The organism is Pseudomonas sp. TMB3-21 (assembly GCF_054898145.1).
This window is the reverse complement of record NZ_CM142718.1, coordinates 695062-717041: the sequence shown is the minus strand read 5'-3', so window position 1 is coordinate 717041 and position 21980 is coordinate 695062. Positions and strand designations below refer to the sequence as shown.

At 57.4% G+C, this 21980-nt stretch carries 18 protein-coding genes and 1 pseudogene; 7 read left to right on the top strand and 12 right to left on the bottom strand.

Going from position 1 to position 21980, the window contains the following annotated elements; translation table 11 throughout:
• Positions 1-140: 140 nt before the first annotated feature.
• On the bottom strand, positions 141-2456 hold the full coding sequence (locus ACYZTS_RS03410; protein ID WP_461994002.1) for a TonB-dependent receptor: 2316 nt from the start codon (positions 2454-2456) through the stop codon (positions 141-143).
• Positions 2457-2663: 207 nt separating this feature from the next.
• Between ACYZTS_RS03410 and ACYZTS_RS03405 the strand changes: the two genes are divergently transcribed.
• Together ACYZTS_RS03405 and ACYZTS_RS03400 are read left to right on the top strand one after the other, a co-directional pair.
• Positions 2664-3344: a Fe2+-dependent dioxygenase gene (locus ACYZTS_RS03405; RefSeq protein WP_028623152.1), complete on the top strand. Its 681-nt coding sequence runs from the start codon at positions 2664-2666 to the stop codon at positions 3342-3344.
• Complete coding sequence (locus ACYZTS_RS03400) at positions 3341-4108, top strand: tetratricopeptide repeat protein (RefSeq protein WP_461994000.1); 768 nt, start codon at positions 3341-3343, stop codon at positions 4106-4108. Before ACYZTS_RS03405 ends, ACYZTS_RS03400 begins: the two co-directional genes overlap by 4 nt.
• Positions 4109-4264: 156 nt before the next feature.
• Here ACYZTS_RS03400 and ACYZTS_RS03395 read toward each other — a convergent pair whose 3' ends face one another.
• The 5 genes from ACYZTS_RS03395 to ACYZTS_RS03375 all read right to left on the bottom strand — a co-directional run bounded on the left by ACYZTS_RS03395 (position 4265) and on the right by ACYZTS_RS03375 (position 9369).
• The gene (locus ACYZTS_RS03395) at positions 4265-5428 is read right to left on the bottom strand and encodes a type III PLP-dependent enzyme (protein WP_028623154.1); all 1164 of its coding nucleotides are present in this window, start codon (positions 5426-5428) and stop codon (positions 4265-4267) included.
• A gap of 496 nt (positions 5429-5924) precedes the next feature.
• Positions 5925-7076 (bottom strand): osmoprotectant ABC transporter ATP-binding protein OsmV, encoded by a 1152-nt coding sequence (locus ACYZTS_RS03390; protein WP_028624148.1) that lies wholly within the window; start codon positions 7074-7076, stop codon positions 5925-5927.
• Complete coding sequence (locus ACYZTS_RS03385) at positions 7073-7726, bottom strand: ABC transporter permease (protein ID WP_028624147.1); 654 nt, start codon at positions 7724-7726, stop codon at positions 7073-7075. The genes ACYZTS_RS03390 and ACYZTS_RS03385 overlap by 4 nt, the downstream gene beginning before the upstream one ends.
• A gap of 12 nt (positions 7727-7738) precedes the next feature.
• Entirely contained in the window at positions 7739-8632 is an 894-nt protein-coding gene (locus ACYZTS_RS03380) for a glycine betaine ABC transporter substrate-binding protein (RefSeq protein WP_461993997.1), read from the bottom strand.
• A gap of 20 nt (positions 8633-8652) precedes the next feature.
• On the bottom strand, positions 8653-9369 hold the full coding sequence (locus ACYZTS_RS03375; RefSeq protein ID WP_028624145.1) for an ABC transporter permease: 717 nt from the start codon (positions 9367-9369) through the stop codon (positions 8653-8655).
• Positions 9370-9823: 454 nt separating this feature from the next.
• On the opposite strand from ACYZTS_RS03375, the gene ACYZTS_RS03370 reads away from it, so the two are divergent.
• On the top strand, positions 9824-11407 hold the full coding sequence (locus ACYZTS_RS03370; protein ID WP_028624144.1) for a peptide chain release factor 3: 1584 nt from the start codon (positions 9824-9826) through the stop codon (positions 11405-11407).
• 123 nt (positions 11408-11530) lie between these two features.
• Here ACYZTS_RS03370 and ACYZTS_RS03365 read toward each other — a convergent pair whose 3' ends face one another.
• Positions 11531-11899: a nuclear transport factor 2 family protein gene (locus ACYZTS_RS03365; protein WP_028624143.1), complete on the bottom strand. Its 369-nt coding sequence runs from the start codon at positions 11897-11899 to the stop codon at positions 11531-11533.
• A gap of 218 nt (positions 11900-12117) precedes the next feature.
• Between ACYZTS_RS03365 and ACYZTS_RS03360 the strand changes: the two are divergent.
• The 4 genes and pseudogenes from ACYZTS_RS03360 (at position 12118) to ACYZTS_RS03345 (ending at position 16176) form a co-directional block, all read left to right on the top strand.
• A pseudogene (locus tag ACYZTS_RS03360) lies at positions 12118-13557 on the top strand (DUF6002 family protein).
• Complete coding sequence (locus ACYZTS_RS03355; protein ID WP_461993994.1) at positions 13554-14402, top strand: hypothetical protein; 849 nt, start codon at positions 13554-13556, stop codon at positions 14400-14402. Before ACYZTS_RS03360 ends, ACYZTS_RS03355 begins: the two are co-directional and overlap by 4 nt.
• Positions 14403-14598: 196 nt before the next feature.
• Positions 14599-15801, top strand: a complete 1203-nt coding sequence (locus ACYZTS_RS03350; protein ID WP_461993992.1) for an MFS transporter — start codon at positions 14599-14601, stop codon at positions 15799-15801.
• A 156-nt stretch (positions 15802-15957) separates the two neighbouring features.
• The gene (locus tag ACYZTS_RS03345; RefSeq protein WP_461993990.1) at positions 15958-16176 is read left to right on the top strand and encodes a hypothetical protein; all 219 of its coding nucleotides are present in this window, start codon (positions 15958-15960) and stop codon (positions 16174-16176) included.
• 201 nt (positions 16177-16377) lie between these two features.
• Here ACYZTS_RS03345 and ACYZTS_RS03340 read toward each other — a convergent pair whose 3' ends face one another.
• The 5 genes from ACYZTS_RS03340 to ACYZTS_RS03320 form a co-directional block, all read right to left on the bottom strand.
• Positions 16378-17358 (bottom strand): peptide ABC transporter ATP-binding protein, encoded by a 981-nt coding sequence (locus ACYZTS_RS03340; RefSeq protein ID WP_028624138.1) that lies wholly within the window; start codon positions 17356-17358, stop codon positions 16378-16380.
• Entirely contained in the window at positions 17358-18326 is a 969-nt protein-coding gene (locus ACYZTS_RS03335; RefSeq protein ID WP_028624137.1) for an ABC transporter ATP-binding protein, read from the bottom strand. Before ACYZTS_RS03335 ends, ACYZTS_RS03340 begins: the two co-directional genes overlap by 1 nt.
• Before the next feature lie 12 nt (positions 18327-18338).
• Entirely contained in the window at positions 18339-19250 is a 912-nt protein-coding gene (locus ACYZTS_RS03330) for an ABC transporter permease subunit (protein ID WP_028624136.1), read from the bottom strand.
• Between the two features lie 10 nt (positions 19251-19260).
• A complete protein-coding gene (locus tag ACYZTS_RS03325) occupies positions 19261-20271 on the bottom strand; it encodes an ABC transporter permease subunit (protein WP_028624135.1) in 1011 nt (336 codons plus the stop codon).
• 74 nt (positions 20272-20345) lie between these two features.
• Entirely contained in the window at positions 20346-21941 is a 1596-nt protein-coding gene (locus ACYZTS_RS03320; RefSeq protein WP_461993987.1) for an ABC transporter substrate-binding protein, read from the bottom strand.
• Positions 21942-21980 lie beyond the last annotated feature (39 nt).

Below are 21980 nucleotides of genomic sequence, written 5' to 3'. Positions count from 1 at the left end.
TGAACGGGGCCTGGCTCTGATCTGCGATCCATGTAGGAGTGAGCCTGCTCGCGATAGCGGTGTGTCAGCCAACATTGATATTGCCTGACCCACCGCGATCGCTGGCAAGCCAGCTCCTACTTGGGTTGCGTGGCTGACAATCAAAAGTGGAAGTTAGTGCTCACCAACGCTGTACGGCCCGCCGCCTGATTGGCGAAGTGGGTCGAGAACGCTTTGTCGTAGTAGGTTTCGTCGGTCAGGTTCTGCACGTTCAGCTGCAGGTCGAGGTTTTTGCTGACCTTGTAGCTGGCCATGGCGTCGTAACGCACATAGGAGTCGACCATGGTGGTATTCGCTGTACTGCCGTACACGTCGTCGACATAGAACGCGCCGCCGCCGATGGTCAGCTTCGGCGTGATGGCGTAAGTCGTCCACACGCTGGCGCTGTTCTTCGGCGTGTTAGGCAACTGGTTGCCGTCGTTCGCTGCACCCAATGGGCCACCGTCAACCTGCTTGCCGTCGAGGTAGCTGTAACCGGCGAACATTTGCCACTGTTCGGTGATCTTGCCGGTGGCCGACAATTCCAGACCGTCGACGCGGGTGGTCCCGGCGTTCTCGTACGAAGTGGTATCGACCTGCACGCGAGCGTTGTCTTTCTCAGTGCGGAAGATCGCAGCGGTCAGCGACAGACGATCATTGAGCAGGTCCCACTTGGTACCGATCTCGTAGTTCTTGGTGGTTTCCGGCTCCATGTCGCTGCTCAGCAGATTGCCGGCCCGATCGGTGGAACCGCCCAGCGGATTGCCTTCCTGACCTTCGCCCAAGGTCGCGCCCGGTGGCGTTGCCGACGTGGCGTACGACGCATAGATGCTGCCGTTCTCGGTAGGCTTGTACACCACGCCGAACTGACCGGTGACGAACTCGCTGACATCATCGCCCTTGGCGGTAGTGGTGCCGGCGGCGTTGTAGGTTTTGTAATCGGTGTCGAAATGGTCGTATCGCAGGCCCATGTTCACCAGCCATTGCTCGGACAACTCCAGGGTGTCGAAGGCGTACAGCGCGTAGGTGTCGGACTGGGTCTCGGTGCCGGCGTAGTTGCGCGAGATCGCACCATTCCACGGATCGTTGGCGTTCGGGTTCGACAGCGAGGTGCAGTTGTAACCGCTCGGCGCACCGATGATTGCCGGACGGCAGTTGGTGGTGACGGCAGCTGTCGCCGGCGTCGTATCAGTGTTGACGTTGTAAGAGGATTTCTCGCTTTGTTCACGGCTCAATTCGATGCCGGTGGAGAAGCTGTTCTTGAAGCCGGCGATGTACACATCACCAAACAGATCGGTCTGGTTGGTGGTGGTCTGAGTATTGCTCACGCGGGTATTCGCCCGACGCCAGACGGTGCCGTTGTTGACGTTGCCCTTGCTGTCGTCCGGCTGGGTGAGGATGTAATCCTGCATGCTGTTGCCGTGGCGCAGGGTGTTCTTGACGGTGAGCGCGTCGCTCAGGTCATGCTCGATGGCGAAGGTCGCGGTGTCGGTGCGGCCCTTGCGGAAATCGCGGCCCAGGCCATAGAAGTTGCTGTCATCGCCACCGGCATAAGGCTTGTCCGGGTTGGATTTTGTGCGCGCTGCGGAACCTGCTACAGGAATGGAATACGGAATGCCCGAGTCCGGCGTGTCGTTGCTTTCCAGATGGTAGTAATCGAGATTCACGCGGATGTCGGTGCCCAGGCCGAAGACCAGCGATGGCGCGACGCCCCAGCGGTCGTAATCGACGCTGTCACGGCCGGCGACGTTGCTTTCGTGGCTCATCAGGTTCAGACGGCCAGCGGCGGTGTCGGTGAACTGATAGTTGCCGTCCATGGTGTAGCGCTGGGTCTGATCGGAACCCCAGGTGAAACCGCCATCGAACGAGTTGCCGGCGTGCGCTTTCTTGCTCACCAGGTTGATCGTGCCGCCCGCCGAGCCACGGCCACCGATGGCCGAGTTCGGGCCTTTGCTGACTTCGATCGATTCAACGGCAAAGATTTCGCGGCTCTGCGAACCGGTATCACGCACGCCATCCAGGTACGTGTCGCCCTGGGCATCAAAACCACGAATGAACGGACGGTCGCCCTGCGGGTTGCCACCTTCACCGGCACCGAAGGTAATGCCCGGCACAGTGCGCAGCGCGTCCTGCATGTTCAGCGCACCGGTGTCCTTGAGCACTTGCTGCGGGATCACCGTGACCGAACGCGGCGTGTCCACCAGCGGCGCGGTGTACTTCGGTGAGGAAGCTTTTTCGACGTTGTAGCTGGTCTCATCCTGGGTCTCGCCGGTGATGGCGGTCGCGTCCAGGGAAATCGCATTGTTCGGCGCTTTGTCGTCAGTCTTCTCGGCGGCGAAAACCATGTGGCCCGCGGAGCCGGCGGTGATAGCCACGCCAATTGCAGAAGCGAGCAAACGCGGTGAGCTGACAGGTAGTTGTGGTTGTTGGCGTGACATGTGGATTTCCCCTCCCCAAGGATTTGAGGTCGCGGAATATAGGGTAGACGCGTATGGGTATCAATTGCGAAACGTTACTATTTGCACTGAATTTACATTCTTTACATTTTGCCCTTACGGTTTTGGATGATTCGTTCGTCGCGATGGTTTTACATGGGCAATAAGAATCAATACCATTGCCATCCTTTCGATATCAGGTGTCGTCTCATGCTGCTGCACATTCCCGGCCTGTTCGCTAAAGAAGAAGTGCAGCGTATCCGTGAGGCACTGGAACAGGCGGATTGGGCCGACGGCAAAATCACCGCGGGTTTCCAGTCCGCCAAGGCCAAGCACAATCTGCAATTGCCCGAGGGGCATCCGCTGGCCAAGGAAATTGGCGCGGCAATGCTGGAACGGCTGTGGAAAAACCCTTTATTCATGTCGGCAGCGTTGCCGCACAAGGTCTTCCCGCCGTTGTTGAACTGTTATACCGCCGGTGGCAGTTTCGATTTCCACATCGACAATGCCGTGCGCCAGCCCAAGGGCAGCATCGAGCGCGTACGCACCGATCTGTCGGCGACGCTGTTCTTCAGCGAGCCCGAGGATTACGACGGCGGCGAACTGGAAATCCAGGACACTTACGGCACCCAGCGCGTGAAGTTGCCCGCCGGTGACATGGTTCTGTACCCCGGAACCAGCCTGCACAAGGTTAACGCGGTCACACGTGGCACACGCTTCGCTTCATTTTTCTGGACGCAAAGTCTGGTGCGCGAAGACAGCCAGCGGGCGCTGCTGTTCGAGATGGACGCAGCGATCCAGCAACTGACCCGGGACGTGCCGGACCATCCTTCGCTGATTCGCCTCACCGGTACGTATCACAACCTTTTGCGCCGCTGGGTCGAGGTATGACGTTTCAATTGCGCCGCGAAGAAGTGCTTGATGGTGATCAGCTGAAATCCATGCTTGAGGAAAGCCCGGCGCGGGCGGCTCAGGCCATTCTGATGGCTGCCGGTGAAGGGGTGGTCGATGCCCAAGCGTTGCTCGGGCAGATTCTGTTGGACGGGCGTGGCATTTCCCAGGACCAGCCGCTAGCCGTGCGCTGGTTCAACATTGCCGCGCAGCGCGGGCATCTGATGGCGCGCAACATGCTCGGGCGTTGTCATGAGCATGGTTGGGGATGTGTGGCGGATGCTGCGGTGGCTGCGCGGCATTATCGAATGGCAGCCGAAGCCGGGCTGGATTGGGCGATGTATAACTACGCAAACCTGTTGGCGACCGGCCGCGGTGTGACGGCCGACCCGTTGCGGGCGTTGAACCTCTATCGCCGGGCTGCGGAACTGGGCCACGGCAAATCGATGAATCTGCTCGGACGTTATCTGGAGGAGGGGCAGGTTTGTCCGGCTGACCCACAAGCCGCACGCGATTGGTATCGACGTTCGGCGCTCGCTGGAGATTTTCGTGGGCAATTCAGTCATGCCGCAGTGCTGGCGGATGAAGGTCTTATCGATGAGGCAATGGTCTGGTTGCGTGCGGCGCTGGCCGGCGGAAATCTGAATTTCCTGCGGGTGGCGAGTAAAGCCTTATTGAATGCAGCCGATCCGCAGATTCGCACTCTTGCCACCGACTACGATCAGCGTCACGCCGAGCTGAAGCTGGAATCCGATCGCTTGTAGGAGCCGGCTTGCTGGCGATTGACGAACACGCGGTGTGTCTGGTGTACCGCGGGGTCTGGATCGCCAGCAAGCCGGCTCCTACGGGGATTGCGTTTAATTCCATATACAAAAAAGCCCATGACAGGTCATGGGCTTCTGATTTTTACGTGCAGCGCTTTACAGGTAAAACGACTTCAGCGGCGGAAAGCCATTGAATTCCACCGCGCTGTAACTGGTGGTGTAAGCACCTGTCGACAGCCAGTACAGACGATCACCAATGGCCAGATTCAGTGGCAAACCGTACTTGTAGTTTTCATACATGATGTCGGCGCTGTCGCAGGTAGGGCCGGCGATGACGACTTCTTCCACTTCGCCTTTCTTCTCGGTCCAGATCGGAAACTTGATGGCTTCGTCCATGGTTTCGATCAGGCCGGAGAACTTGCCCACATCCGTGTACACCCAGCGCTCTACGGCAGTACGGGATTTGCGCGCCACCAGCACCACTTCGCTGACCAGAATACCCGCGTTGGCAATCAACGAACGGCCGGGCTCAAGAATGATTTCCGGCAGGTCATCACCGAAATCTTCCTTGAGGAAACGGATGATTTCTTCAGCGTACGTTTCCAGGCTGTTGGTGCGGGTGATGTAGTTGGCCGGGAAGCCGCCGCCCATGTTGATCAACTTGAGAACGATGCCGTCTTCTTCTTTCAGACGCTCGAAAATAACTTTGACCTTGGCAATAGCCGCGTCCCAGACGCTGATGTCACGCTGTTGCGAGCCGACGTGGAACGAGATGCCGTAAGGGACCAGGCCCAGGTCACGGGCAAGAATCAGCAGGTCCATCGCCATGTCGGTCTGGCAACCGAATTTGCGCGACAGCGGCCAGTCAGCCGTGGTCGAGCCTTCGGTGAGAATGCGCACATAGACTTTTGAACCCGGCGCAGCCTTGGCGATGTTGCGCAGGTCGGCTTCGGAGTCGGTGGCGTAAAGGCGCACGCCCTTCTCGTAGAAGTAACGAATGTCTTTGGATTTCTTGATGGTGTTGCCGTAGCTGATGCGATCCGGGCCAACGCCCTGATTCATCACTTTGTCGAGCTCATAAATAGAGGCGATGTCGAAGTTCGAGCCTTTTTCCTTGAGCAGATCGATGATCTCGACGGCCGGGTTGGCCTTGACCGCATAGTAGACCTTGGCGAATTCGAAACCGGCGCGCAGGTCGTCATAGGCCTTGCTGATCATCGCGGTGTCGATCACCACGAACGGGGTTTCCTGCTGGTCGGCGAACGCCTTCATTTTCTGAAAGGTATCGCGCGCAAAATAGTCATCGACGTTGATCGACATGCTGGGATCTCCTGCTGGCAAACTTGAATGAACAATGGGTGCAATGAACGTCCTCCGTATCCCCACTTTGGTTCGCCTACTTCCCAAGGCATGTCGCCGAAAGCAAAAAGGCCACGGGAGGCGGTGCTGCCCTTGGCCTTGCTGTCTCGTCGTCAGTACTTGAGCCGGATGGATCGTTTCCAGCATGGACGTTCGGCGCGAACTTTAGGGCGTGAGAGGCTCGAGATCAACAAAAAATGTCGCGTTTTTGCACGGTTCCGTCGTGCGGTCGTGATCAGCTATTGAAGTAACTGACCTGCATGACAGAGTGATGTCCCCGTAGGGAATATGCACCGCGTCCATTGTGGCGAGGGGATTTATCCCCGCTGGGTTGCGAAGCAGCCCCATAAACTGAAACTACGGCGTGTCTGATACACCGCATTCTTTAGTTTTGGGACTGCTCCGCAACCCAGCGGGGATAAATCCCCTCGCCACAGGCTTCATCCAAGCCTCAGGCTTACGCAGTCTCGGCCGGCGAAACAATGCTGGTTTTGCCGCCACGGGATTTACCGGAACTCAGGTACTCGGCAATCGACTCCTGCGTCACTTCTCCGAGGAACACTCGCTCGGCATCCATCACCGGCAACCATGAGCGGTTGAACTCGTACATGCGCGACAGCAGGATGCGCAGGTGCTCGTCGTACGCCGCTGTGGCGTTGAACTCGCGAAGGTATTGCGCGCAGGTACCGGTCTGACGGTGCAGGTCGCGACGTCGTACATAACCCAGTGCCTTGTTCTCACCATCGGTGACCACGACATAACGACGGTCATGTTCATCCATCAACTCCAGCGCATCGGCCACCGGGGTTTCCGGGCTGACCGACGGCGCGTTGTCCGCGGCGTCCTCGGCTTTCACCAGCAGCAGACGCTTGAGCGTGCTGTCCTGGCCGACGAAGTTGCTGACAAATTCGTCTGCCGGGTGGGCGAGCAAGGTGTCCGGGTGATCGATCTGCAGCAGCTTGCCTGCACGGAAAATCGCAATCTTGTCGCCCAGCTTGATCGCTTCGTCGATGTCGTGGCTAACCATGATCACCGTCTTGTTCAGCGCGCGTTGCATCTCGAAAAATTCGTTCTGGATCATCTCGCGGTTGATCGGGTCGACCGCACCGAACGGTTCGTCCATCAACAGCAAAGGTGCATCTGCCGCCAGCGCCCGAATCACACCGATTCGCTGTTGTTGGCCGCCGGACAATTCACGTGGGTAGCGCGTCAGGTACTGCTTGGGTTCAAGCTTGATCATGCTCATCAACTCGCGGGCGCGGTCGTGGCATTTCTGTTTGTCCCAGCCGAGCAGGCGCGGAACGATGGTGATGTTTTCTTCGATGGTCATGTTCGGGAACAGACCGATCTGCTGGATCACATAACCGATGTTGCGACGCAGGGTCACGGCGTCGAGGTCGGTGGTGTCTTCGCCATTGATCAGGATCTTGCCCGAGGTCGGTTTGATCAGGCGGTTGATCATTTTCAGCGTGGTGCTTTTGCCGCAGCCCGATGGCCCGAGGAACACGCAGATCTCGCCTTCATTGACGGTCAGGCTTACCGAGTCCACGGCTTTGACATCTTTGCCGTTGCTTTGGAAAGTCTTGCTGAGGTTTTGAAGTTCGATCATTTCAGGAGTCCTTTTGGAGTCAGCGTGCGTTGCAGCCATTGCAAAAGCAGGTCGGCGAAGATGGCCAGAAGACTGACCAGCACGGCACCGACGATCAGCATCGACATGTCGCTGCGGCTGATGGAAGCAAGAATGAGTACACCGAGGCCACCGGCGCCGATGGTCGCGGCGATGGTCATCACACCGATGTTCATGACCACAGCGGTGCGCACGCCGGCGAGAATGACCGGCACGGCGATCGGCAGCTCAACCATGCGCAAGCGCTGGCCGAACGTCATGCCGATGCCGCGAGCGGCTTCGCGAATACCCGGTTCCACGCCAGTCAGGGCCAGGTAGGTGTTGCGCATGATTGGCAGCAGCGAGTACAGAAACACCGCGGTGATGGCCGGCATCGGGCCGAGGCCCTGACCAAATTTCGAGTAGAACGGCAGCAACAGACCGAACAGGGCAATCGATGGCACAGTCAGCAGTACGGTGGCGCTGGCTTGCAAGGGACCGGCGAGCGTCGGGAAACGCGTCATCAAAATGCCCAGAGGCACACCGACGACGATTGCCAGGGTCACGGCGATGCCGACCAGGGTGATGTGCTGCCAGGTCAGGTGTGCGACCTGTGCCCAGTCGAGGTGGGAAAAGGCGTTCAGAAATTCCATGTCTTTTCCTCCTTAGTTGAGGGGATGCTGGCGCAGGAAATCTGCGGCAACCGATGAAGGGCTCTCGTGATCGACATCGACCCGCGCGTTGAGTGCACGCATGGTTTCATCATCGAACAGTTCAGCCAGTGGCTTCATTTGTTCGGCGAGTTTCGGGTTGGCGTCGAGGAATGCCTGGCGCACCACCGGGGCAGCGGTGTAGTCGGGGAAGTAATGCTTGTCGTCTTCCAGCAGCTTCAATTTGAAGGCATTCAAACGCCCGTCGGTGGTATAGACCAGACCGGCAAACACCTGGCCATTGCGCAGCGCGGTGTAGACCAGCCCGGCATCCATCTGGCGGATGTTCTTGCGGGTCAGGTTCATGCCATACAGCTCGACCATGCCAACGAGACCGTCAGAGCGGTTGGCGAACTCGGTATCCAGCGCGACCAGGTGATTTTTCTTCGCCTGCGCCTGCAGCACTTCGTTGAGTTGGCTGATGGTGTTGATCTGCGGGTATTCATCCGCAACGTTTTTCGGCAGCGCCAGCGCGTAGGTGTTGCTGAACTTCGACGGGGTGAGCCAGACCAGGCCTTTTTTCGCGTCGAGTTCTTTCACTCGGGCGTAGGACTGTCCGCTGTCGAGTTTTTCCGTGACGTGGTTGTAGGCCACCAGCGAAACACCGGTGTATTCCCAGAGCATGTCCAGCTGGCCACTTTCATGAGCACTGCGCGCCAGGTTGCTGCCCAGTCCGCCTGTTACCTGAACGTCGTAGCCTTTGGTGCGCAGGTATTGCGAGGTGATTTCCGCCAGCAGGGTTTGTTCGGTGAACACCCGGGCGCCGATGCGCAGCACCGGTTTTTCAGCGGCTTGGGCGATTCCTGCGAACAACAGGACGCAGCCCAGCAATAAGGTCAGTCTTTTCATAAATATTCCTTTGCCGAGGCTTAAGACGGGCGTAAGCCGCGTTCGAGCCAGAGGCGGCTGGTGAGTGTCACCAGACCGTCGAGCAGCAAGGCCAGCAAGGCGGTGCAAGCCGCGCCGAGCAGCAGCTGCGGCTGATTGTTCAGGGCGATGCCCGGGAAAATCAGGCTACCCAGACTGTTCGCGCCAATCAGGAAGGCCAGCGGGGCGGTCCCGACGTTGATCGCAAGGGCCACGCGCACGCCACCGATAATGATCGGCACCGCGTTCGGCAATTCGACGCGCCAGAGCACCTGAGCGGGTGTCATGCCAATACCGACAGCGGCTTCCTTGAGCGAACCCTGAACGTTTTTCAGGCCTTCATAGGTGTTGCGCACGATGGGCAACAACGAGGCGAGGAACAGGGCAAAAATCGCCGGGCCGCTGCCGATGCCGAGGATGCCCAGGGCGATCGCGAGTACGGCGAGAGGCGGCACGGTGTTGCCGATGTTGAAGATCTGCATGAAGCGTTCGGCGCGGCCAACCATGCTTGGGCGGCTGAGGAAGATGCCGGCGGGGATGCCCACGACAAGGGCGGCCAGCATGGAAGCGAGGACGAGAATCAGATGAGCTTGCAGGTAAAACAATAAATCGTCGCGGTAATGTTCGATCGTGTCGATGCCGATCCAGTGGACCAGCAGGGCCAGAAGGGCGACGACAACCGCTCCTCCTATCAGCCCTTTGCCATAGCGAATAGCCACAGGCAGACTCCTTTTTCTTTGTCGGCGAACGCAGTCCTGCTTGGCATGCCATTGCTGGCTGCCGGATTAAACGTTCGCGAGATGCAGCTCTACCATCACCGGTAAGACGGGATGACATCGAGCCATAAGCGCAGCCTCGTCAGGCCAACTTGCAGGTTTTTCAAACCCTGCTACGAGAGCTGTAACAGGGGAGTGGACGCCTCCACCTTTTAAAAGGTTCCATAGTTAGCAGCATTTAGCCACCCTTAATGCCAGGCCACATTTCTGTAGGAGCCGGCTTGCTGGCGATGCCATCCCCTCGGTGCGTCTGTCGGATGAAGGCGCGCCTATCGCCAGCAAGCCGGCTCCTACAAGGCGATGCGGTGTTTGGGGAAGCCTACGGGCGGTGGTTCGTGACGGTCGGTTTGCGCTATACTCGCCGCCCTTTTTTGAATCACCTGCCAGGCGATTTCCCATGACCAAACAGGCCGCCGAAGTCGCGAAACGCCGCACTTTCGCCATTATTTCCCACCCCGATGCCGGTAAAACCACCATCACCGAGAAGCTCTTGCTGATGGGCAAGGCGATTGCGGTTGCCGGCACGGTGAAGTCTCGCAAGTCCGACCGCCATGCCACCTCCGACTGGATGGAAATGGAAAAACAACGGGGTATTTCCATTACCACGTCGGTCATGCAGTTCCCGTATCGTGATCACATGATCAACCTGCTCGACACCCCGGGCCACGAAGACTTCTCCGAAGATACCTACCGCACCCTGACAGCGGTCGACTCGGCATTGATGGTTCTCGACGGCGGTAAGGGTGTAGAGCCTCGGACCATCGCGCTGATGGACGTCTGCCGACTGCGCGATACGCCAATCGTCAGCTTCATCAACAAACTCGACCGCGACATCCGTGACCCGATCGAATTGCTCGACGAGATCGAAGCGGTCCTCAAAATCAAGGCAGCGCCAATCACCTGGCCGATCGGCTGCTACCGCGATTTCAAGGGCGTTTACCACCTCGCCGACGACTACATCATTGTCTACACCGCTGGCCACGGCCACGAGCGTACCGACATCAAAATCATCGAGAAGCTCGACTCCGATGAAGCCCGCGCTCATTTGGGTGACGAGTACGATCGCTTCGTTGATCAGCTGGAACTGGTGCAGGGCGCCTGTCACGAATTCAATCAACAGGAATTCCTCGACGGCCAATTAACCCCGGTATTCTTCGGTACTGCGCTGGGCAACTTCGGTGTCGATCACGTGCTCGACGCCGTGGTCAACTGGGCGCCGAAACCCTTGGCCCGTGTTGCCAACGAGCGCACCGTGGAACCGGTCGAAGAGAAATTCGCCGGCTTCGTGTTCAAGATCCAGGCGAACATGGACCCGAAACACCGCGACCGTATCGCCTTCATGCGCATCTGCTCCGGCAAGTACGAAAAAGGCATGAAGATGCGCCACGTGCGCACCGGCAAAGACGTGCGGATCGGCGACGCGCTGACGTTCTTCTCCTCCGAGCGTGAACAGCTTGAGGAAGCGTTTGCTGGCGACATCATTGGCCTGCACAACCACGGCACCATCCAGATCGGCGACACCTTCACCGAAGGCGAAGTCCTCGGCTTCACTGGCATCCCGCACTTCGCCCCGGAACTGTTCCGCCGCGTGCGTCTGCGCGATCCGCTGAAATCCAAGCAACTGCGTCAAGGTCTGCAGCAGCTTGCGGAAGAGGGCGCGACTCAAGTGTTCTTCCCTACGCGCAGCAACGACATCATCCTCGGCGCCGTGGGTGTGCTGCAGTTCGATGTGGTCGCCAGCCGTTTGAAAGAGGAATACAAGGTCGAGTGCTCATACGAGCCGATCACCGTGTATTCCGCACGCTGGATCGATTGCAGCGATAAAAAGAAGCTCGAAGAATTCCAGATCAAGGCCGTGGAAAACCTCGCCATCGACGGCGGCGGTCACCTGACCTACCTGGCCCCGACCCGAGTGAATCTGGCGCTGATGGAAGAGCGCTGGCCGGACGTGAAATTCCGTGCGACGCGTGAGCATCATTAAGCGCTGAGTGGTTACACCGAAAACCCCGGTCGCGAAAGCATCGGGGTTTTTTGTTGCTTGCTCAAAGATCAAAAGATCGTCCGAACGTCGTCCGAGCCTTCGGGCGATCTTTTTATTTTTGATTCATCCACCGTCAGGGATTTTTGTCCCCTGATGAAAAACCATTTTCCATTGCTCGCGCTGCATCTGCCAGATTGAACTGCGCAAGCTGTTGGCGGGCCGGCGCTGATCTATTGAACCTGTCTGGCAGCGGTAAGTCACCAAGACCGTGTTTTCAGATAAAGATCTAACTTCGAATTCGCTAATTGTGCGCGGTGTAAAAGACTGATGGGGTAGTTGCTCAACCACTTGTTGTTTGTTCCAAATGCTGCCGCTTGCGCCGAACTCAATGAATTCTTCAGCGAGTAAGTAGGAGATTTCTGCGGGATTACATCGTGTGAGCTGTGCCAAGAGGCGCTGCTCCAGCAGCAGGAGGGTTTGAATCAGCTCCATGGCGGTTTGCCTTTTTTCCAAGAGGTAGGTTTCACCATAACTTACTGAGCGCTGGATTACATCGGTATCTCAGGAGCAGTCGGAACTTACCATGGACCAAGCCCTACCAGATTTGCGTGTAGGATAATTCTGTAAGCGGCTTTTCCGAATTATGTAGCTCGTGTCTGGTTTTCAGTTCTGCCTGTTTTTGCCAGCGACAAGGAAATGTTCGACGTCTAATGTTCGTCGGACATTCGCTGCAGCGACTTTTCCATGCGCAGGAGCACAGGGTAATGGCTGTTATAAAAAAAAATATGGATGTGCTTGAGAATCCGCGACCTCAGATTCCCTTTCCAGTTATCGAACACTATTACGATCTAATCGTCAGCAGTGCTTCTGCCTACCAAGTCAGCGGCAGCGACGAATCTTTTGAGCCTTCCATGAGGCTGGCTGAGCTGGATTCCCGCATGCGAAGCTTTCTTTCGGTAGCCACAGCCCAGTTTTTTGAGCTGGGCAAATACAGGGATATGCCTCTGCGTTTATTCGACCTCAGGCAAAATGCCGGTACTCAGACTACAAAGACTTTTGCCTCAACGTTGATCGTAGCGAGAGCCATTAGGCATATTCAGGAAACAGGCGAAAATGTCCTCTTGTTCTCCCCGTCCTCGGGCAATAAAGCAATTGCACTGCGAGATGCGGTATTGCGTGCGGTACAGACAAAGCTAGTGCACCGGGAACAGTTACGTATTATCACGCTAACGCCCGCTCAGACTGTCAGCAAATTGCGAAAAACCGAGCTCTACGATGATCCCGGCTTGCGGATTTTGAATCCTGTATTCGTGCTTGATACCTAATCGCCGGAAGCAGTGAAGGTCGTCGGGCAGCGATTCAAGGAGCTGTTCAATCATAGTCCGTTAATGGATTCGAAATTGTGGCATTCACTGCGACTTGAGAACTACCGGTTTTCCGACCAGGCCCGTGCATTTTTTGACTTCGAGTATGGCGACGCATGGAACACAGATCGCAAGACTGCACATGTGCATGCGGTGTCGAGCGCATATGGGCTGCTGGGTTATTGCTCAGGCATAGAAGAGTTGAAGCGGCAGAGAACCCAAGTTTCCAGCCCTGCGTTTTTGTTAGTCCAGCATCTGGCCACTAGTGACATGGTTCTGCACTTGCTCGACGGGAATTTCGAGAGAGGGTCTTTCCCGCGTTACACGCAGACAGTTAACGGCCTGTGGGAGCAGTCGGAATCTGCGCACTTTCCGGCGACAACCTGGGATCCTGACGAGGTTCTTGAACCTACGTTTTACACACACCTGCCACCTACCGCAGTAGAAATGACTGCGTTGGTCAAAGCGAATGGCGGGTCAGGAATTGTAGTCTCGCTGCATGAGTGCATGCAACGGTATGCCGAGTGCGTTCAGTTGCTGGCAAATACGCCTGTCAGGTTGCCTAACGATCCTCGAGACTTGAAAGAGTGGTCTTTGGCGATGGCCATGACGGGCTGCTTGAACGCAATTGATCGAAAACTTCTAAAGGGAATAGACGGTTGCACCATTCACGCATCGGGCAGCTACTGCCGTGGGGAATATGAAGCCATCCCGGCTGACGGCTTGACCGTTATAGGCAGCGCTGAAGAGATGATGGATTGGTTTCGCAGTCCCGTTCACCTATGAGCACTGAACCCTTCGCACGTTTGGAAGTTGTATGCCATTTCTGCATTTACAAGGGCCGGTCTAAAACCGGATCGGTTGCATCCCTTGTTTATGTGGGGCTGGAGGAAGGCTTGGTCTATATCGCCCCGTTCGTGGCGCAGTGTTTTTTTGAACATTCAATTTCAGAGAGGGAAGGCATCCTGGAGTGGAGCGAGCTTGATGATTTCATAGCGCATCAACAGACCGAGATTTGCTTATTGCTGGCCCCTAAGGAGCTTGTTCGGCATTGCCACCGCAGTGGCGATATCTTGGGAGTAAGCAGGATACATCAGAAAGTCGATGTTTCTTCGGGATGGGAGCACACAATTCGCCAGCTCTCCAATCGGGAAAATAAGCGTCGCGTTCAATTGATAGGTCAAGGCTTCGATTTTGATGTGTCACATGATGATGGAGACTTCTTGGTTTTCTATCGCTCCATGCATGTTCCAACAATGCAGACTCGCTACGGCTGCCACGCCCGCAGCGTGCCGGAGGAAAAAGCGTATCTCGACCTGTTTAAACGGGGAGTGTTGTTTCGAATTAGTTTGAAGGGGGAATGGGTGGCAGGGAGTATCTCGCAGATAGATGAGGCAACACGCACGCTTAACGCCCGCCTTATTGGCGTAAAAAATGGAGCGACCATTTACCGATCAAACGGGGCACAGAATTACGTCTATCACTCGATCCTTGAGTGGGCATCCAGCCAGCCGTCGATAGATTGTGTCGACTTTCAAGGATGCGAACCATTTCTAAGCAAAGGAACTTTCCAATACAAGAAGCGCTTCGGTGCGATGGCGGTTATTCCTGAAAATGCATTCGGTGCATAGCGTTTATTGATACGAGCAAAGATGGAGTCCTCATCCGTCAGACAATTTCTCATAAACAACCCGCTGATCGGTGTAGACGGCGCGGGTCATTTGCAGGCGCAGTACTTTTTTGACTCACAGCATAAGGCTCGATTGGACATCCCTTGCGCGTCAAAAGGCATCGCCAGCGAAATCCTGCACAACCTGGATCAATGGCATGTCTGATCGGTTCATGCACGTATTCCGGCCGGAGGGCTATTTCTGTTCAATGGCCTGGGTGTTGGCTGCGTTGATATTCATCAGCCGGTTGAGCGCCATGGTCAAACTGTTCATGGCGCTATATCTACGCCAGGCGCTGGGGTTGCCGATTGAAACAGTGGGCTGGATGTTGTCCGGGTACGGTGCAGGGTTACTGATCGGGTCGATGGCTGGAGGAGTGTTGAGTGATTATTTCTCGACAACTCGCCTCACAGCCGCACTGTTTTTTAACTCTGCCTGGATTCTGGTTTTGTTGGGACTGGTCACTGATGTGTTCTTGCTGGCCGCATTGCTTATTGTCAGCGGGGTACTTGATGGGGCGATTCGCACACTCCATCAGCGGTTGATCATGGAGTATTGCGAGACCGAACGACAGGCTCGTGCGCAATCATTGAACCGGGTTGCGAGCAATCTCGGCATGGCTGTCGCGGGAGTCGTGGGGGGCAGTCTTGCGCACGTTGATTTTCGCTGGGTATTTTATCTCAGCGCCGCAATGACCCTGTTGGCGTTAGCCTGGTTTGTCAGGGCGACACTGCATCGAGGGGTCATGCGGGCGGATGAGATGCGTCCAAGTGCAGCGGGGTCGAACGTACCTTTCAGAGATAAGCCTTTCCTCTGGTTAGTGAGCGCAGCAGTTTTGCTTGGCCTCGCGTTCGAGCCCGTCTACAGCATGCTGGGCAACTACTTACTTGACTATTACCGACTCGGTACTGAAGTCATCGGATGGCAATTCGCGCTCAATGCAGTGCTGGTGGTGGTACTGCAAATTCCGATCTCTCATTGGAGTGAGCGATGGGGGCCCCGCTGGCAACTGCTGGCGGGCAGTATGCTGCTGGCCTGTGGTCTCGGTATGTTGCCCTTAGGCTCGGGGGTAGTTTTTCTCTGCCTCTCAACGGTTATCTGGACACTGGGCGAGATTCTCTTCATGCCGACCTTGAACGTGCTGGTGATGCAGCACGCACAATCCCGGAAAAGCGGGCAGTACTTTGGGCTTTTCTCGATGTGCTGGAGCGCGAGCGCGTTGCTTTCACCGACGCTGGGCGGTCAACTTTACGGTCACTTCGGCGGGCACAGCGTCTGGGTGGCAAGTGCACTTTTGGCGCTTCTGTCTACACCGCTGATCTACATGGCCACTGCCAGGAAACATCCAGTCTTTACCTGATCTGGCTATACCCATTATTCCAAACCATTCTGCCGATGCATTAAATTCACGCCCATCATCACAGTCCTACTCTGAGAACCCGAAGCGGTTTACAACCAGATTTCTTGCAACGTCACGGCGTACGGGTTCGCTGCTGACAAGCAGGAGGGATCGGCTATGAATATGTTTGTACGAGGTGTGGTGTTGCTGAAGGTGTTGGTGCTGTTGGCGCTGGGTTCGTCATCGGCCTGGGCCGAGTGCCCGGATCATGACAAGCAGGCGTCGAACGGGCAGAGCACTTACAGCGAAATGATGATCGCCGCGACGACCACTGATACGGACGATGAAAGCGGGGATGATGACGATACGATGGACGATGACGATAGCCAGACTTGATTTGCGGGCAAAAGAAAACCTCTGCTATCCCGGCTTATTTCCAAAGTCGGAGTAGAAGAGGTTTTTTGAGCAGGACACCAATCCCTGTAGGAGCTAGCCTGCTAGCGATTACGGTGTGTCAGTCGGCAGAATTATTGACTGATTTATCGCCATCGCTAGCAGGCTAGCTCCTACAGGTTTTGCATCTGCCTCCGGACTTGCTTACGCAGCACCATCCACAAATTGCTCGGCGTAATGACACGCCACCTGCCGACTGTCGACCAGACGTAACAGCGGCTCTTCCGTGCTGCACCGCTCTGTCGCATACGGGCAACGCTTATGAAACGCGCAACCCGACGGCGGATTCAGCGGATTCGGCAATTCGCCTACAATCTTGATTTTCGGTTTGTCCGGATCCGGGTGGATGGTCGGAGTTGCCGACAACAGTGCCTGGGTGTACGGGTGCAGGGGACGGGTATAGATATCCTCTTTCGGGCCCATTTCCACGGGGCGGCCGAGGTACATCACCATCACATGGTCGGCGACGTGACGCACCACCGCCAGGTTGTGCGAAATGAACACGTAGGCGGTGTTGAATTCCTGCTGCAGATCCATGAACAGGTTCAGCACCTGCGCCTGAATCGACACGTCCAGCGCCGAAGTCGGTTCGTCCGCCACCAGCACTTTCGGCTGCAGCATCATGGCGCGGGCGAGGGCGATCCGCTGGCGCTGGCCGCCGGAGAACATGTGCGGATAACGCTGGTAATGCTCAGGGCGCAAACCAACCTGCTTCATCATCGCCTGGACTTTCTCGCGACGTTCGCTGGCGCTCATGTTGGTGTTGATCAGCAGCGGTTCGGCAAGTTGATCACCGACTTTCTGTCGTGGGTTCAACGAAGCGTACGGGCTTTGAAACACCATCTGCACGTCTTTGCGCAGCTGTTTGCGTTGAGCCTTGTCGGCGCCGGCCACTTCCTGCCCGGCGATTTTCAAAGAGCCCGAGGACGGTTCTTCGATCAGCGTCAGGGCACGGGCGAGGGTGGATTTGCCGCAACCGGATTCACCAACGACAGCGAGGGTCTTGCCGGCTTCCAGTTCGAACGACACACCGTTCAAGGCGCGCACGGTCGCATGGCCCTTGAACAGGCCGCGGGACACTTCGTAGTGACGGGTCAGGTCGCGGGCGGTAAGTACGACGGCCATTACGCCACCTCCTGATTCAGCGGGTAGAAGCAGCGGGCGAGGCTGTTGCTTTTCGGGTCGAGGGCCGGACGTTCGGTGCGGCAGTTGTCCCGCACGTAGGGGCAGCGTGGCGACAGCAGGCAACCTTGCGGGCGGTCATAACGGCCAGGAACGATGCCCGGCAGCGTGGCCAGGCGCGACTCGCCGAGGCTGTGTTCCGGAATCGCCTTGAGCAGCGCTTCGCTGTAAGGGTGCGCCGGAATGTCGAACAGTTGCGGCACCTGACCGACTTCCACCGCTTGCCCGGCGTACATCACGCATACGCGCTGAGCGGTTTCGGCAACGACCGCGAGGTCGTGGGTGATCAGCACCAGGCCCATGTTCTGTTCTTTCTGCAACGCCAGCAGCAGGTCCATGATCTGCGCCTGAATCGTCACGTCGAGGGCCGTCGTCGGTTCGTCGGCGATCAGCAGTTTCGGTTCGCCGGCAATCGCCATGGCGATGGCGACACGCTGGCTCATGCCGCCGGACAGTTGATGCGGGTAAGCGTCCATACGGCTCGCGGCGCCCGGGATCTCGACTTTTTCCAGCAGCTCGATGGCACGTTTACGCGCCTGCTTGCCCGACATTTTCAGGTGCAGACGCAGCACTTCTTCGATCTGGAAGCCGACGGTGTAGCTGGGGTTCAGCGCGGTCATCGGGTCCTGGAAAACCATCGCCAGGTCCTTGCCGACGATTTGCCGACGCTGACGATTGCTCAGCTTGAGCATGTTCTTGCCGTCGAAATTCAGCGCGTCAGCGGTGACGATGCCCGGGTGCTCGATCAGGCCCATCAGCGCCATCATGGTCACGGATTTACCCGAACCCGATTCGCCAACGATGGCCAGCACTTCGCCCTTGTCGACGGAGATGTCCAGCCCGTCGACCACCGGCACGGCATTCTTGTCGCCAAAGCGAACGTTGAGATTCTTGATTTCCAACAGTGACATTTTTGAATCTCCTCAGGCGGCGTTCTTGAGTTTCGGGTCCAGCGCATCGCGCAGGCCGTCACCCATCAAGTTGATTGCCAGCACGCTGAGCAAAATGGTCAGACCCGGCAGACTTACCACCCACCAGGCGCGTTCGATGTAGTCGCGAGCCGAAGCCAGCATGGTGCCCCACTCAGGCGTTGGCGGTTGTACGCCAAGACCAAGGAAGCCCAGTGCCGCGGCATCGAGAATCGCCGAGGAGAAACTCAAGGTAGCCTGAACGATCAGCGGCGCCATGCAGTTGGGCAGCACGGTGATGAACATCAGACGGGGCAGGCCGGCACCGGCGAGGCGGGCGGCGGTCACGTAGTCGCGGTTCAGTTCGCCCATCACCGCAGCGCGGGTCAGGCGCACGTACGACGGCAGGGACACCACGGCGATAGCGATCACGGTGTTGATCAGGCCAGGGCCGAGGATGGCGACAATCGCCACGGCCAGCAGCAGTGAAGGCAGCGCCAGCATGATGTCCATAAGACGCATGATGGTCGGGCCGAGCAAGCGCGGGAAGAAACCGGCAAACAGACCCAGCAGGATGCCCGGAATCAGCGACATCACCACCGACGACAAACCGATCAGCAGCGACAGGCGCGAACCTTCGATCAAGCGCGACAGCAGGTCTCGACCCAGCTCATCGGTGCCGAGCAGAAACTGGATCTGCCCACCTTCCAGCCACGATGGCGGGGTCAGCAGGAAATCGCGGTATTGCTCGCTCGGGTCATGCGGTGCGACCCACGGGGCGAAGATCGCGCAGAACACGATCAGGGTCATGAACATCAGGCCGGCAACGGCGCCTTTGTTCTTGGAGAAGGCTTGCCAGAATTCTTTGTACGGCGACGGGTACAGCAGGCTTTGATCGACTGCTACCGATGGAGTTGGAGTGGTCATGGTCATGATCTCAGCGCTGATGACGGATGCGTGGGTTGGCAAAGCCGTAGAGGATGTCCACCACGAAGTTGACCAGAATCACCAGGCAGGCGATGAGCAGGATGCCGTTTTGCACCACGGGATAATCCCGCGCGCCAATGGCTTCGATCAGCCACTTGCCGATGCCGGGCCACGAGAAAATGGTCTCGGTCAGCACCGCACCGGCCAGCAGCGTGCCGACTTGCAGGCCAACCACGGTCAGTACCGGAATCAGCGCGTTGCGCAAACCGTGCACGAACACCACGCGCGTGGGCGACAGGCCTTTGGCGCGGGCAGTGCGGATGTAATCTTCGCGCAGCACTTCGAGCATCGAGGAACGGGTCATCCGCGCAATAACCGCCAGCGGAATGGTGCCGAGCACGATGGCCGGCAGGATCAGGTGGTGCAGCGCATCAAGGAACGCGCCCGGCTCATCGGCCAGCAGCGTGTCGATCAGCATGAAACCGGTGCGCGGCTCGATGTCGTAGAGCAGGTCGATCCGCCCGGACACCGGGGTCCAGCCCAGGGATACCGAGAAGAACATGATCAGGATCAGCCCCCACCAGAAGATCGGCATCGAATATCCCGCGAGGGAGATGCCCATCACCCCATGGTCGAACAGGGATCCTCGTTTGAGTGCCGCGATCACACCGGCCAGCAGGCCCAGAATGCCGGCGAACAGCAGCGCGGCCAGGGACAGTTCCAGGGTCGCGGGGAACAGAGAACTGAATTCGTTCCAGACGCTTTCACGCGTGCGCAGGGACTCGCCAAGATCGCCTTGAGCCAGTTTGCCAATGTAATCCAGGTACTGGGCATACAACGGTTTGTTGAGACCAAGGCGTTCCATTGCCTGAGCATGCATTTCGGGATCGACCCGACGTTCGCCCATCATCACTTCCACGGGGTCGCCGGGGATCATGCGAATCAACGCGAAAGTCAGCAAGGTGATGCCGAAAAACGTGGGGATCAGTAACCCCAGTCGGCGGGCAATAAAACTAAACATCGTGTGGTGTACCTCATCAGCCGGTTAGGCGTGCCTGGCGTCCCTGGTGTCAGAGACGCCGGGAGTTTTCTTATCTACTTCACCTGGGTGGTGGCGAAGTTATTAGTGGTGAGGGGGCTAATCTGATAGCCCTCTACGTTGTTGCGCATTGCGGTGAACATTCTAGTGTGTGCGATGCTGATCCACGGTTGATCCTGATTAAAAATAACCTGGGCCTGTTCGTAGAGTGCTGCGCGTTCAGCCTGATCAACCTTGGCGCGGGCCTGATCAAGCAGGGTTTGAAACTTGTCATTGCACCAGCGCGCGTAGTTTTCGCCGTTCTTCGCCGCTTCGCAACTGAGCATAGGCGTGAGGAAGTTATCCGGGTCACCGTTATCGCCCGCCCATCCGGCAGACACCAAATCATGCTCGCCGTTCTTCGCGCGCTTGAGCATTTCGCCCCACTCCATCACGCGGATGTCGATCTTGATGCCGACCTTGGCGAGATCGGCCTGCATCATTTGCGCGCCGAGCATAGGATTCGGGTTGGTGGGACCGCCGCCGTTACGGGTGAACAGGGTTAACACCGTGCCTTCCGGTACGCCGGCTTCCTTCAACAGGGCACGGGCCTTGTCGAGATCACGCGGCGGGTTTTTGAGGCTGTGGTTGTAGCCCAGCAGGGTGTCCGGGTACGGGTTGACCGCGACCGTCGCATTACCTTTGCCAAACAGCGCGTTGACCGCCGCTTCCTTGTCGAAGGCGATGTCGATGGCTTTACGCACGCGCACATCACTCAAATATTTGTGGGTGGTATTCATGGCGATATAGGCGACGGTCATCGCGTTCATTTCATCGACTTTCAGGTTGCTGTCTTTCTTGATGCTCGGAATGTCGTCTGGTTTTGGATACAACGCCACCTGACATTCGTTGGCCTTGAGTTTCTGCAGGCGCACATTGTTGTCGGTGGCAATCGCCAGGATCAGCGCATCGGCCGGTGGCTTGCCGCGGAAGTATTCCGGGTTGGCCTTGAAGCGCACCTGCGCGTCTTTGTTATAGCGCTGGAAAATGAACGGCCCGGTGCCGACGGGTTTGTTGTTGAGGTCACCGGTCTTGCCGGCCTTGAGCAACTGGTCGGCGTATTCGGCGGAGTAGATCGACGAGAACGCCATGGCAATGTCTGCCAGGAAAGGCGCTTCGCGACGGGTCAGGGTGAACTTGACGGTACTGTCGTCAACCTTCTCGACACTTTTCAGCAGCTCCTTGAAGCCCATGCTTTCAAAGTACGGAAAGCCCACGCTCGACAACTTGTGCCACGGGTGATTCGGGTCCAGCTGACGCTGAAAACTCCAGACCACATCGTCGGCGTTCATGTCGCGGGTCGGCTTGAAATATTCGGTGGTGTGAAATTTGACGCCTTTGCGCAGGTGAAACGTGTACGTCAGCCCGTCTTCACTGATGTCCCAGGAATCGGCCAGCGCTGGGATCACGTCCGTAGTGCCCGGCTTGAAGTCGGCCAGACGATTGAAGATGGTCTCGGCCACGGCATCGGCGGTGACTGCAGTGGTGTACTGGACCATGTCGAAGCCTTCCGGGCTGGCTTCGGTGCAAACCACCAGCGGTTTGGCCGAAACGCCGACCGCCACACTCAGCAACGCGGCCGCAATGGCCGCACGTAGGGGAAGCATTTTCATCAAGAACCCTCTGCAATCAGTTGAAGGACAAAAGCCGAA

Excerpts from the sequence above, each read along its gene's own strand:
- ACYZTS_RS03345 (WP_461993990.1), top strand. The coding sequence starts at position 15,958 with ATGAATATGTTTGTACGAGGTGTGGTGTTGCTGAAGGTGTTGGTGCTG.
- ACYZTS_RS03350 (WP_461993992.1), top strand. The coding sequence starts at position 14,599 with ATGTCTGATCGGTTCATGCACGTATTCCGGCCGGAGGGCTATTTCTGT.
- ACYZTS_RS03335 (WP_028624137.1), bottom strand. The coding sequence starts at position 18,326 with ATGTCACTGTTGGAAATCAAGAATCTCAACGTTCGCTTTGGCGACAAG.
- ACYZTS_RS03340 (WP_028624138.1), bottom strand. The coding sequence starts at position 17,358 with ATGGCCGTCGTACTTACCGCCCGCGACCTGACCCGTCACTACGAAGTG.
- ACYZTS_RS03380 (WP_461993997.1), bottom strand. The coding sequence starts at position 8,632 with ATGAAAAGACTGACCTTATTGCTGGGCTGCGTCCTGTTGTTCGCAGGA.
- ACYZTS_RS03330 (WP_028624136.1), bottom strand. The coding sequence starts at position 19,250 with ATGACCACTCCAACTCCATCGGTAGCAGTCGATCAAAGCCTGCTGTAC.
- ACYZTS_RS03385 (WP_028624147.1), bottom strand. The coding sequence starts at position 7,726 with ATGGAATTTCTGAACGCCTTTTCCCACCTCGACTGGGCACAGGTCGCA.
- ACYZTS_RS03400 (WP_461994000.1), top strand. The coding sequence starts at position 3,341 with ATGACGTTTCAATTGCGCCGCGAAGAAGTGCTTGATGGTGATCAGCTG.
- ACYZTS_RS03320 (WP_461993987.1), bottom strand. The coding sequence starts at position 21,941 with ATGAAAATGCTTCCCCTACGTGCGGCCATTGCGGCCGCGTTGCTGAGT.
- ACYZTS_RS03395 (WP_028623154.1), bottom strand. The coding sequence starts at position 5,428 with ATGTCGATCAACGTCGATGACTATTTTGCGCGCGATACCTTTCAGAAA.
- ACYZTS_RS03390 (WP_028624148.1), bottom strand. The coding sequence starts at position 7,076 with ATGATCGAACTTCAAAACCTCAGCAAGACTTTCCAAAGCAACGGCAAA.
- ACYZTS_RS03405 (WP_028623152.1), top strand. The coding sequence starts at position 2,664 with ATGCTGCTGCACATTCCCGGCCTGTTCGCTAAAGAAGAAGTGCAGCGT.
- ACYZTS_RS03325 (WP_028624135.1), bottom strand. The coding sequence starts at position 20,271 with ATGTTTAGTTTTATTGCCCGCCGACTGGGGTTACTGATCCCCACGTTT.
- ACYZTS_RS03365 (WP_028624143.1), bottom strand. The coding sequence starts at position 11,899 with ATGGAGCTGATTCAAACCCTCCTGCTGCTGGAGCAGCGCCTCTTGGCA.
- ACYZTS_RS03370 (WP_028624144.1), top strand. The coding sequence starts at position 9,824 with ATGACCAAACAGGCCGCCGAAGTCGCGAAACGCCGCACTTTCGCCATT.
- ACYZTS_RS03355 (WP_461993994.1), top strand. The coding sequence starts at position 13,554 with ATGAGCACTGAACCCTTCGCACGTTTGGAAGTTGTATGCCATTTCTGC.
- ACYZTS_RS03410 (WP_461994002.1), bottom strand. The coding sequence starts at position 2,456 with ATGTCACGCCAACAACCACAACTACCTGTCAGCTCACCGCGTTTGCTC.